The organism is Elusimicrobiota bacterium, assembly GCA_041660185.1.
Taxonomy (GTDB): domain Bacteria; phylum Elusimicrobiota; class Elusimicrobia; order 2-01-FULL-59-12; family 2-01-FULL-59-12; genus JBAZWU01.
Map to the genome: position 1 here is coordinate 131,830 of JBAZWU010000004.1, position 13,153 is coordinate 144,982.

Annotated in this window: 6 protein-coding genes; all 6 read left to right on the top strand. The window is 57.3% G+C overall.

All coding sequences use genetic code 11. The annotated features are described in order from the left end of the window. Positions 1 to 12 precede the first annotated feature (12 nt). The 6 genes from WC859_05025 to typA all read left to right on the top strand — a co-directional run bounded on the left by WC859_05025 (position 13) and on the right by typA (position 13,150). Positions 13 to 1,059, top strand: coding sequence for a hypothetical protein (locus WC859_05025; protein MFA5975512.1), 1,047 nt, complete (start codon positions 13 to 15; stop codon positions 1,057 to 1,059). Between the two features lie 273 nt (positions 1,060 to 1,332). Continuing rightward, on the top strand, positions 1,333 to 3,030 hold the full coding sequence (locus tag WC859_05030; GenBank protein ID MFA5975513.1) for a FecR domain-containing protein: 1,698 nt from the start codon (positions 1,333 to 1,335) through the stop codon (positions 3,028 to 3,030). 125 nt (positions 3,031 to 3,155) lie between these two features. Continuing rightward, the gene (locus WC859_05035) at positions 3,156 to 4,307 is read left to right on the top strand and encodes a hypothetical protein (protein ID MFA5975514.1); all 1,152 of its coding nucleotides are present in this window, start codon (positions 3,156 to 3,158) and stop codon (positions 4,305 to 4,307) included. Continuing rightward, entirely contained in the window at positions 4,297 to 10,191 is a 5,895-nt protein-coding gene (locus tag WC859_05040; GenBank protein ID MFA5975515.1) for a carboxypeptidase regulatory-like domain-containing protein, read from the top strand. The genes WC859_05035 and WC859_05040 overlap by 11 nt, the downstream gene beginning before the upstream one ends. Positions 10,192 to 10,295: 104 nt before the next feature. Continuing rightward, positions 10,296 to 11,270, top strand: coding sequence for a PorV/PorQ family protein (locus WC859_05045; GenBank protein ID MFA5975516.1), 975 nt, complete (start codon positions 10,296 to 10,298; stop codon positions 11,268 to 11,270). A gap of 47 nt (positions 11,271 to 11,317) precedes the next feature. Continuing rightward, positions 11,318 to 13,150 (top strand): translational GTPase TypA, encoded by a 1,833-nt coding sequence (gene typA, locus WC859_05050; GenBank protein ID MFA5975517.1) that lies wholly within the window; start codon positions 11,318 to 11,320, stop codon positions 13,148 to 13,150. Positions 13,151 to 13,153 lie beyond the last annotated feature (3 nt).

A 13,153-nucleotide genomic window follows, 5' to 3' on the forward strand; every position in this document is an offset into this window, starting at 1 on the left:
GAGAACACCCACATGAAACTGATCCGTGTATTCGTTGTTTTGTGTTGTTTCGGTCTTTTTGTTCCTGTTGCGCAAGCGGCCGTGCCGATTACCGATGTCAATACAGCCCTCGGTCAGGTGACGGCGGATTCCGTTCTGGTCAGCCAGTGGTTCTCGGATCAATTCCGCTATGTGATTCCGTTTAATGCCACGACCGGCATGGTTGTTCCCAAGCAGCTCAAAATTTGGGGAATTGAGCTGGGGATAGAAGGCGCGGTCTCCGGCACCAAGGTGGATATGGAGGGTTTGCGGAACCTGCCGACGAACCTTGTGGACACTCAACAAGTTGATAATTTCGATCGCTTTCCTTTCCCGGCGATTATCGCGCATGCCAAAGTCGGGCTTCCGTTTGGTTTAGACGCGGGGATTCGCCTGGGAGGGATTCCTAAAACGACCATCGGCGAAAACAAGAGTGCGACGGCTACGGAAGAAGCTGAAAACACCAAAGTCACATTGAAGAATCGCATCTTTGGAATCGATGTCCGGAAAAAAATCGTGGAAGAGGGAGTGGGAAAACCCGGTGTGACCGTGGGGCTCAATTTCACGCGAGTCAGTGGGTCCATTGACGCCACGAAGGACTTCAAAACCAGCGACAATGCAACCGTGACGATCGCGGAAGGTTACACCGCTGATTATACGTCCACCCTTGACGCGACGGGGGGCATCCGTTCGGAGTGGGACATGAACAGCTTTGGCGTTCAGGCGATCGTGAACAAGCAGATCCTGTTCATGAATCCTTACCTCGGGGCCAGCGCCAATCTCAACTCAGGTTCTGTGTCAACGGCCATTGATACCGCCGGTACGCTGACTCTGACGAATCCACTTATTCCGGCGGATACCGTCACTCAGGCGGTCAGTACGCGGGGAGTCGGAAGCGCCAGCGCCAATAAATGGGATGTTCGCGGTCTGGCCGGGATTGAGTTCAGCATCCTGCCTTTCACGAAGCTGGGCTTGCAGGGCGAGTTTGCCGGGACGAAAAATCTTGGCGCTTCCCTCGGGCTCCGCGTGCAGTTCCGCTAAGATCACTGACGTCATCCCCGAGTGACCCTGTCCCGTCACTTGTCGACGTTCTTGGTGGTCGGGACGGCCCCGACAATGTGACCTCACTAGAGGACGGGGCTGTCGGGGATCCATCCTTCGATTCCCCGCCAGAGACCGCGGGGAATGACGATGTTTTTGTTAGGCCCCGGTTGCCAGACACTTGGCGACCGGGGCTTTTACACCTTTTTACACTCAATCCTTTCCGTTGACATTTTCGCGATTCGGGGGTAAATAAAATCCGTTGCGAGGATTATGAGACAAAGGCAAAAGCTCAATAATAGGAAGCTCCCACGCAGACCGCTTGCTCTTTATGGGGTAAGGGGTCTGCTCTCGTTTTATCTGGCCGGTTGTTTGTCGCTGGCGGCCTGGGCGGCCCCGACGGGGCGTGTGGATGTGCTTCGAGGCCAGGCGGACAAGCGGCTTCCGGGAGTCGTCCAGTGGGAGGCCGTTCAACCCGGAGATAAACTGGAAGAAGGCACCACCGTCCGCACCGGGGATCAGTCCGAACTCCAGATTCTCACCGGCAGAGGCCATCGTTTTGTCGTTAAGTCCGCAACGCTTTTCGAGCTTACCAGCCTCCAGGACGACCAGACCAAAGGACGCCTGGAAACAGGCCGGGTTTTGTCCAAAGTCAAACGCCTCCGCGAGAAGGAACAATTTTCTATTCAAACCCCTGCCGCGGTCTGTGCCGTCCGCGGGACCGAATTTGAGACAGCGGCTGGAGAGCGGGGAACATGGGTATTCGTCTACCGCGGGGTGGTCGGTGTCATGGCCTCCGGTGCCGGGGGCGAAACGGCTCTTCGGGCGGGACAAATGACAGCCGTTCACGACGGCACGATCGAATTGCCGCGGCCCATTCCTCAGCAGGGTCTCTCCGGCAGGGATTCCGCTCTGGCTCGTGACGCCCGGCATGAAGTGGCGCTCGACATGACGCGGAACCAGGTGATTGCCGCGGCCGCCGAGGAACGGCGCCTGGCCGAGTATCAGGAAGGCAAAAGCATGACCGATGTGGAAGGGAAACGAGTTCGTCTGGAAGAGTACATTGTCCGCTCAGCCCCCAATCAATTTAAGCTGGTTGTCTTGAACGAACGGGCTCAGTCTCAGCTGGATTACTTCTATTACAAGGGAACCTTTAATAAGGATTTGCCGACGGATCTTTCTGTGGCGCTGAAAGACCTTTCCGGAAAAATCGGGGCCTCCGCTCCGGAGTATTACCTGACCGCTTATGAAATGGCCCAATCCAACACTCAGGACTCGGTCCATGACACCGCGACGGGAGGGCACCTCGTCAAAGTCACCCAGGATGGAGAAGGCAACTATATTCTCAGCGACCCCTCGGACCCCGACAATACTCGCACGATAGAGGCGGCTGAGCTTCAAACGGATGTGAACAATGAAATTTCTTACAAGATTTATAACCCGCTGACGGACAGCTTCTCTGTTGTTTCGGAAGCTCAGAAGGACGCGTCAAACCAATTTGGTGTCTATCTCCCGGAGAACGAAACCTACAGAGACCTGGTGCCGGCGGATACGATTTGGAAAACCCGTTTTAATACCTATGAGCATGCGCTGAATAATGTCGTGAAGATGTCTTATGCCAAGTCTTCCGGGATCACGAATGTGCTCGCCTCCGCTCAAGACGCCAGCTGGACCTATGCCGGCGGGTTTTATTTCCCCGTGGTCACGACCGTTGCCGGCCAGATCGACTCCATCGTGACCAACTACTACGGCGACGGAACATTTGAGTCTTACCGGACGGTACTCATCGACGATAACGGCGCCGTCGCTCCGACCAGCGCGTTCTCCGGCGTATCGACGGGATCCGCCTACCGGGGAGAGCTGCTGAAGTGGAACTATGAACAGCAGGTTACGGCCAGCGAATTTGAGGGGAGAAAGATTGATCTCGTGGTGGAGCCGAAAATATTCATCAAGAGCGGATTGATTCAATGATCAACAGGATTTGTAGGGGCGGACCGCTGTCCGCCCGAATATTGGATTTCATGAGGGTCCTGAGGGCGGGCGCACATCGGTGCGCCCCGACATTTCTCATGATCATTTCATGTGCCTTCCCCGTTATGGCGGTTGAGGTGAAACCCGTCGTCAACGCCCAACTTCTGGGCGGCCAGTATTTCTACAACGGTTCAGACAATGCGTTTGGTGCGGTGGCATCGCTTTCAGCGGCTCCTTATATGCAGTTTAACGATCGGTGGAGCCTGGTCCCGCTTTACAGCGGTTCCTATAAAGGGACCAAGCAAGTCACCGACCTGGTGGGCGGGGGAACCCTGTTCCAGGAATCACAGGACCATACCGGCTCGCTCAAAGCCATCCGGTCATTTGCCAATGGCCTCAAGCTCAAGGCGGTGGGCGCCTATGGCGCGGAATTCCTGCGAGAGACCGTCGACGAAAAGTGGGGGAAGGGTCTTTATGATAACCGCCGCCTTTCGGGTGGAGCAGAGAGCGAGTGGTCCTGGGATAAAGAACGGTATGTCCGGTTGGCCTATGACTATTACACGATTCGATTTCCAAACTACGCCAGCCTGGAATCCCAGGGATCGTCGATGGGATTAGGCCGGGAGCTCAATGCCCCCGACGTGCTGGACAATAAGAACCATGCGCTGACTCTTGGAGGCCAGGCCGGCCTTCCCGGCAATGGATTTGCGGAGGCGGCGTTCAGCCAGACCTGGCGCCGTTTCGGTTCCCAGCACCTCGTGGACCTCTCGGGCGATCTGATTTCCGAGCTTCGCGGCGATCAGATCCAGACCGCTTCTCTCCAGGGAACCTGGCCCGTTTTACTGGATTCCAATTTGAAACTCTTTACGAGCGTTGGCTACAGCCGGAGCCGTGTTTATTCGAATCAGAACCACTACGATGCGCAAAAGGTGGTATTTAACCCCAATTACTATGCCTATATCCAGCAGTCGATCTCAAACCAATGGACCTTGGCGGTCGGCGAGGATCCTTGGACGATCGGCTTGAACTGGACGGTGTCCCGTCAAAAATATGCGGACCGGTTGACCCAGGATGCGTTGGGAAATTATGAAACGGGTCGCACGCGTGTCGATGGGGCCAGTATCGGTTTGCAGTTTGCCTATCCGATTGCGGCGGGGTTCCGGCTAAACGCCTTGACTCAACTGGGGTGGAGCGACTCCAACAATCACAACAACCAGGTCTATCAGTACCACTACAACACCCAGACCTATTTGATGGGATTCAGCTATGCCTATTAAGTTGAAAAAAGGATTAGTTACCTTCTTTTTCGCGCTGACGGCGCTCTCGTCCGCTTATGCGAGTTCCGGTGTCGGAACCGCCACGGTGGTTCCGGCCAATGCAACGGGCGGGAGTGTGCTCACCGCCACCGTCACCTATACGGTCCCGGCGGGAGGTATAGCTGTCGGTGGCAAGGTGGAAGTCGTCCTGCCATTGGGTTGGTACCCGTATCCGCAGACCACGGATTCGCTGATGGATGGCTACACCACGATCGCCACAACGGCTTCGGCCTCCTTAACACTGACTGTTTTGACGTCGTCGCCGGTGGCGGTGGCGAGAGTTGTGAGCGGTTCGGTCCCCCCGGCCACCCAGCTGGCCTTTCTCTTTAACCGCATCCATCCCACTTGTCCGATGCCGGGTCAAACACAGACCGCCTGGACCGTAAAGAGCGCCATGGCGTCCACGGATACGCTTTCCGAAATAGCCAGCCAGCCGATTCACAATTTTGTTGGCGGTTCCGCTCAATGGATCAGTTACTCCCAGTGGGATCAGGTCATGGTCGCGGCCAATCAGCCTTCTTCGGCTCTCGTCCTTCAGGCCTGGGACAATTGCGGAAAGCCGGCGGCGTTGGACTCGGAGTTGACCGTCAACCTGTCCGGGTTGGCCCGGGATATGAATACGTATATGGATGCCACCGATACGGGAGCACAGTTCGCCGCCACGTCCGGTTTTGCCGCCGCTATCACCTCGGCCACCATCCCGGCGCTCAGTAATTCGGCAACCTTTTATTACAGGACGTCAACGGTTGGCAGTAATCTCTGGATTCGCGGCGATTATTTGAATCCGCAGGGAGGATGGCCTCAGCAGCTCTGGCGGTCCGTCACCTCGCTGGCGGCGGCGCCTTCCCTGGGCAGTCCCTCGGTGGATTCCGGGGCGGCGGTTCCCGGGCAGAAGACCCTCACATTGAGCCCTGACGGCAGCGGCACCAACAACGGGGTGTATATCCGGTTCTCCCCGTCCGATTCCCAGTTGATGTGGCGTGTCCAGATCTCCAGTAACGGATTTCAGACCAATGTTTTCGAGCGATCGGGCAACGGAGATCCAAACAGCACCCTCTATTGGGATGGCCGGGACTATATGTATTCCAATCGCATCGTCCCGAACGGAACCTATACCGTTCGAATTGAAATCCCCGGGTTGATCATCGACACATCATTGTCGATCACGGTGCAGACCTCCCAAATTTCGGGAACCGTTACCGTCGGCGGAACGCCGGTCTCGGGGGCGAACGTGTATGCCCAGGGCGCCAACACCCCCGGATACAGCTTCACCACGACAGACGGCAACGGGAATTATGTGCTTCCCGGGCTGCGGGCCGGCTATCAATACAACCTGTATGCCAATTACATGACAGCGGCTCAGGCCCTGGTGGCCGGACAGCTGAATAATATAGCGGCTCCGGCGACAGGGCAGAATTTTGCTCTTTCAACGCCGGCGATTTTCCGGATCAATGCCGTGGCGTCCAGTTCCCGCTCGGTTTCCAGTTACGGGTATCTGAATATCCACCCGGCCGATTACACCCGGAACTACTCCGGCAATGTGCGGCTTTTGGCCGGCACCATGACGTCGGACAACGGCGATTCCTTCAGCCCCTCCAGTTGGACCCTGGTGGCGGTCGAACCGGGAACGTACGTCATCCGTCTTAATATCGACGGGTTTGGAGCGGACGAGGTCACGCAGACGGTTTCCACCGGACAGACCGCTGACGTCATCCTCCCGTTGACGACCAAGGCTTCCCTGTATGGCAGGGTCCAGTTCCCGGCGGCGCTGACGGAATCCGCCTGGGTTTCCGTGGACGGCACGAAACAGGGAAATAGTTATTCCACGGTCTGGGGCGGCGCCTATCTGGAGGCCGGGCAGTCCAGCGGCATATTCTCAATTTTCGGGGTGGATACCGGCGTCTATGCTTTCCGCGCCCGCACATCCGGATATGCCTCGGCCGTATTGAACAATGTGACCGTTCCTTCTACGGGTATCGGAAATCCCGCCACCGGGGGCCTGGATTTCCCTGAATTTTCTCAGGGAGGCCATATCACCGGGACCCTGGCCATTAATGGAGACACCTCGGAGTGGAGTTCGTTGAATGTGTGGCTCAGCGCGTATTCTCAAGCCCTGGGTCAAAATGAATTTACGCAAGTTTCGCTCACCACCACAACGACGACGACCTCAGCGACCTACTTCATCCGGGGGCTTGCCGATGGAGCGTACGTCGTTTATCCGCCCTATTTGCAGGGATTTCAGCCGCCGTCCTGGGGACCGCAGTCGGTCACCGTGTCCGGAGGGGTCGGTAATTTAAATTTGACGCTCACGCGCAACAGTGCGGCGCTGGCGGGGTCTGTGACGCTTCCAGCCGGGCAGACCGATTACTCGAATGTCCATCTGTCCCTGAACGGGCCTCAATCGCAAGAGGTGGATTTGACCTCGGGACCGTCGTATACGGTCAGTCACTTGTCGCCGGGTTTCTATTCGCTCACCGCCACTTATAGAACCACGGGCGCACAGATTCGCACGAACTTCCCGGTGGCCAATGGCCAAACCGTCACGCAAAACCTGAATTTGAGCGCCGCGACGCGCCGCATTTCCGGAACCATTTCCATCCAAAGCGCCTTTTCCGTCCGCGGATCCAGCGGGAGCCTGGTCTCCATTAATACGATTGCCGATCTTCTCTCCAATGCCACGAACCAGACGCTCTATATCGGGGGCTATAGCGGGACCTCCGTGGTTTCGACATCGACGGCGCGCGTGGAAGCTTTCCCGAAAACCTTTTACTCGTATAACGAGAATAACCGGACCGGTTTCAGTAATTATTTCTCCGTCGGCGGATATAACTATGGGGTGATCGACTCCAGCGGGAATTACTCGATCCCGGGCCTTTCCGCCGGATTGTGGGAAGTGAATGTGTATCCCTATATCGACGGGGGACTGACGGCCAATGTAGCCACGCTCAAGCGGGTGCTGACGGTTTCTAACAGCGATGTGAGCGGCATTGATTTTCCGCTCAGCAGCGGCTATTCCGTTGCCGGGACCATCAGCCTTCCTTCCGGTGTGACGGATGCCCGTCCCTTCAAGGTGCAGGTCTTAAGCACCCGGGGCGACTTGATCCAATCGACGCAGATCAATGTGGGCGTGGCAGGAACCCCGGCTTCTTCGGCGGCTTATGAAATAACCAGCCTGCCGTCCGGGAACTACACCCTGCTCGTTCAGGACTATGACACCTATGACATGAATCTCATGCAGAACGTCGTCAAGTATGTGTCCAGGCCGGTCCCGTTCACCATTGCCTCGGCAAACAAGGCGGGGGTGGATGTTACCCTGGGAAGGGCCGCCAGCCTGATCGGCCGGATTGGAATTGAAGGCAGCAATACCGACGGCACGCCGAATATTACAGTGATCACGTCCAGCAATACCAATCTTCTTCCCAGCAACTTCAGCATTTATACCCGTACCGATCCCTGGGTTCCCGGAGGCGAGGGAAATGCACTCTATGGGAATAACGGGAAGATCGCTTTTGACTCGAACAATCAATTCCGCGTCAACGGACTGGTCCCCGGAACGTACAACGTTTACTTTAAGCAGGATTCCTACAGCCTGTCTGTTCAAGGAGCGGGCAGTATGAATCTGGCGGCTTACACGAAAGGATCGGTGGTGGTGGCCGAAGGCCAGACCGTGGATCTGGGCACGATTTCCTTGAAGCAGGGCCTTTCCTTATCGGGTACGGTGACCGATCAGAGCGGTACCGCGCTGGGCAATATTACGGTGCGGGCGGAGCCGTCCACGGATCAGCACGGAGATAACAACACCGAGACGTATACCGATGCGGCCGGACGCTTCACGCTGACCGGGTTGGATCCGAGCAAGCGCATTTACAACATTATCGCGGCGCCGCGCCCCTATCCCAGCGAACAAAAAACACCATTTTCATATGGAGCCGTTGTGAAAAAAGCGGTGGATGTCACCCTGATTCCGTCTCCGGCATTGGCTTTTGTTCTTCCTCCCGCCACGGCGTCGTTCGCGGGCCGGGTTCGCACCGTCGATGATGGGGCCTTCTCCTACCCCGACGGGGATAAGGAAATGGGGTTCCCGGTGGCCGCGGTCTACCTGCATTTGCAGGGGGCGGCCGAGGACGATAACCCGATGGGCTGGAGCAACGCGACCGGTTTAGACGGGAACTTTTCGATTCCCAACATCGTTGCCGGCACCTACGACATCACCGTGATGTCCCTCGGCTACCGGCCGCTCAAGTTGACCGGCGTGATCCTGTCCCGTGGGGTGGCCAGGGATCTGGGAACGCTCACGCTGCAGAAAGGACCGCAGCTGACGGTCACGCTGGCCAAACCGGATGGCACCAGCGTCAATACCAATGATATACGCATGGCCGTGGCGGTCACTCCGGATATGTCGAGCCTCATTTTTAGCCAGATCGACAGCGACGCCAACACCGGGGATATCCGGTTCATCAAATTTGGCGGTTTCGAATTGAGCCCCAAGACCTACAACATTCTCTTCTTTGATAACCAGGACAACATGAGCTCGCCGGTCGATGGACGCGGTATTGTCTTTTCCGCGAACACGGATGTGCTCTCCAAAGCGATAACCCTCCAGCCTTCGGCTCCGTTCGCGTATGCCCATGTGAAAAAGTCAGGGAATGCTTTCAGCATCACCTATTACCTCAGCCGTCCGCTTCGAAGTCGCGGAGACGACCAGGACGCGACGCAGTGGATGAATCTGCTGTCCGGAGCCGGAACGCTTTCCGGACATTCTCTCAGCGGAGACCGCCGGGAATTTACCGTTCTCTATACGCCGGCGCCCAGAGAGCAAAACGCCCGGATCCGCTTCCGCGCCAACAGTGTGGACATCGATCCCAGCACCGGCGTGGAGTACCTGTTGAGCAAAACCATCACGTTGCTCCTGGGCCACAAATCCATGGTGGAAAGCAACATTAATTCGGCTTTAGGCGGCAGCCTTTCACTGGTCACGGACGACGACCCCTCCACTATCGCTATCCCGTCGAACGCCCTTCGGACCAGTACCGGAGCGGCCGTGGATTCCGGAACCTCCTACGCCTTTTCCTTTACCGCCACAGATGATGAAACATCCCTCAGCAGCAGCGGGCGCGCCGGGATGCGTAGCGCCGCTCTCGGAAGCTTAATGGCTCGGGGTTCAGGCGCCTTTGTTTCAGAGGCCTATGCGGCGATGGGCGCGGCCCGTGCGAGCGCGGCAATCAATCCGCTGAGCTCTTTCTATTCCGTCCTGCTGCCGGCGGGGTTGTCCCACACATTGAATCAAACCGCCTATTTAACGCTCAGCTACGATTCGTCGGCGGACCCGAATCTAATCAATATCTATTACTTTGACGGGACCCGGTATCTGCTGGAATCCAATCAGCGTTCGGTCGATCTGGTGAACCGTACGATTACCGTCGGGGTAAGCCACTTCTCGACGTTTGTCGTCCTGGAAAACAGCGCGCCGATCGTTGTGGTGGACGGGGACAGCGCTTCCGGCGGAGAAATCGAAGTGTTTAACTTCCCGAATCCTTTTGATTTGCAGACCAAAATCAAAACGCTGACCCACGGCGGAACAACTACCTCGCTGAGCACGGACGGAACCATCATCCGGTACAAGTTCCCGGCTTCCAAGGCGGGTTCCGCGTCGATAGATATTTATGACGTGGCAGGGCAGAAGGTCCGCTCGATCAGTTTGGGCGCGCCCACCGCGGATGTTTACCACTATGTGGCTTGGGACGGCCGGAACGATGCCGGCAATAAAGTGGCCAGCGGCGTCTACATCGGGATATTGAAAGTCGGCGGGGAGAAGAAATTCTGGAAGATGGCGGTCATTAAATGATCAGGGGAATGGTATCGGCCATCCATCGGATTTGTAGGGGCGCACCGCCTGTGCGCCCGCCATTGGATTGTCCGGGCGGACAGCGGTCCGCCCCTACAGTTCTCATGTTCCTCATGTTATTCGTCGGATCTGCGGCCCTCGCCAACGACAACACCGGCACCTCCGGCGCTGTTTTCCTGAAGATCGGTCCGGGCGCCAGACCGGTAGCGATGGGCGAAGCCTACACAGGTGTGGCCGATGACATTCATTCCATCTATTGGAACCCGGCCGGACTCGGGTTCTTAAAGCGTCCCGAGTTGACCGGCATGCACATGCAGTATTTCCAGGCGATCAAATACGAATTTGCGGCTTTCGCTTACCCGACGGAGTCCCAAGGGACCTGGGGATTTGCCGTGACCAATCTGCATACGGACGACCTCGAGGCCCGAACAGAGGATACGGATGCGTCTCTGGGGCAGTTCAGCGCCAATGACAGCGCGTATTGGCTCAGCTACGCGTATCCGGTGTCTTCCAGGCTTTCGGTGGGCGCCAATCTGAAATATATCCGGCAGACGCTCAACGATGTTCAGGCCAATGCCTACGCGACAGACGGCGGTCTTCTGTATGACACGGCCTGGCATGACCTGCGCCTGGGCGCTTCGATGCAGAACCTCGGCAGCCGCGTGAAGTTCGTATCGGAGTCGGATCCGCTTCCCTTGACCTTCCGTCTCGGCGCCAGCGCTCCCGTTCCCCTCGTGAGCCGGAACCTGCGTCTGGCCTCGGATTTGATCATGCCGCGCGACCATGCCATGGGAGTGGCTGTCGGCGGGGAGTACACCGGCCGGTTAATGGACGGTCTGAGTTATCAGGTTCGTTCCGGTTACCGGACGGACAGCGACGTGGAGGGCTTGAGCGGTGTGGCGGCCGGCGGCGGATTGACCTTTGGACGCGTCAGCTTTGATTTCGCCTGGGTTCCCTTTGGAGAGCTGGGCAACACCTACCGCTACGCCATTCATATCAAGTTCGGCGCAGGAGACGTGGAAGCGCAACCCAACCTGCAGATGCAGAAAGCCCGGGCGGACGACCCGCTCATGCTATAATCTCTTCACTGCGACGTCATTCTCACCAATGGTGTCCGTAAACTCTTATGACTAAACCGCGCCGGGCAGATGTTCGAAATATCGCCATTATTGCGCACGTCGACCACGGGAAGACGACGTTGGTCGACGCCTTGCTCCAGCAGACCGGTGAATTCAAGGTCAAGCAGGATGCGGCCCAGGAAATGGTTCTGGACTCAAATGAGCTGGAACGCGAGCGCGGCATTACCATTTTGGCCAAATGCACTTCGGTCCCCTATAACGGAATCACCATCAACATCGTAGATACCCCCGGCCACGCGGATTTCGGCAGCGAGGTGGAGCGCATCCTGAAGATGGTGGACGGCGTGCTTCTGCTCGTGGACGCCAAAGACGGCCCCATGCCGCAGACCCGGTTTGTTTTGAAGAAGTCGCTTGATCTGGGGCTTTGCCCGATTGTGGTCATCAATAAGATCGATGTGCCCGAGGCCGCTCCGGCGGAAGCGCTGAACCACACGTTCGACCTGTTCGTCAACCTTGGCGCGACCGATCCGCAGTTGGATTTTCCGATTATCTACGCGTCCGGCCGTCAGGGCTGGGCAACGCTGGATTTGAAGACGCCTTCCAAAGACATGAAACCCCTGTTTGAAACCATCGTCAAACATGTCCCTCCGCCGCTGGCATTCGCGAATCAACCGCTTCAGATGCTGATCACCATGCTGGACTACAGCGATTTTGTCGGCCGCATCGGCATCGGACGCATCACCAGCGGATCCCTGACCAAGGGCCAGTCTGTAGTGCTCGTGCGTCCGGAAGGGAATGTTTCTTTCCGTGTGACCCAGCTGCAGAGTTTCTTTGGCCTGTCGCGACGGGATGTGGAAACCGCCCAGGCCGGGGACATCGTGGCGGTGGCCGGATGCGCGGACGTGACGGTGGGGCATACCTTTGCGTCGACGGAGAACCCGGTGGCGTTGCCGCCGCTGCAGATCGACGAACCAACCCTTTCCATGGATGTCCTGGTAAACGACAGCCCCTTTGCAGGGCAGGATGGGGTGTTTTTGACCACCCGCCAGCTTCGGGAACGTCTTCAGCGGGAGCAGGAAACGAACGTGGGCCTGCTCATTGAGGAAGTTGGAACCACCGGAGTATTTAAGGTGTCCGGGCGGGGGGAATTGCACCTCTCCATCCTCGTGGAGACCATGCGCCGTGAAGGATTTGAGCTGGCGGTGTCGCGGCCCGTGGTCATTTACAAAGAAGAAGACGGAAAGGTCCTGGAGCCGGCTGAATACCTGATCGTGGATGTCCATACCGATTATCAAGGCGCGGTACTGGAATCCCTTGGGCAGCGCGGTGCTGAGATGAAGAACATGGTGGTGGAGGGGACAGACCGGCTCCGGTTGGAGTATGTCATCACCGCCCGGGCGCTGATTGGATTTAAGAATGAACTTTTGACCCGCACGCGCGGCACCGGTATTATGCATCACAGTTTTTTCGGCTATATTCCTAAACAAGCGGAGATCTCCATCCGCCAGAATGGCGTCATGATCGCCAAGGAAGCGGGAGACACCACCGCGTATGCGCTTGAGAATCTTCAAGAGCGGGGCAAGCTGTTTATCGGCCCAACGGTGCCGGTTTACGAAGGCATGATCATCGGCGAGTATTCCCGCGACGTGGATGTGGTCGTCAACCCCTGCAAGAAAAAGCCGATGAGCAACATGCGGGCCTCCGGCTCGGACGATATGATCATGCTGACCCCGCACCGGACCCTGAGCCTGGAACAAGCCATCGAGTTTATCGGCCCGGACGAGCTGGTAGAAGTCACTCCCAGGAACCTCCGCCTGCGCAAAAAGCTCCGCGGATCCTCCAACCGCCGCAAAGCCGGCAGCACCGAAGCAGGAGCGTAAGGG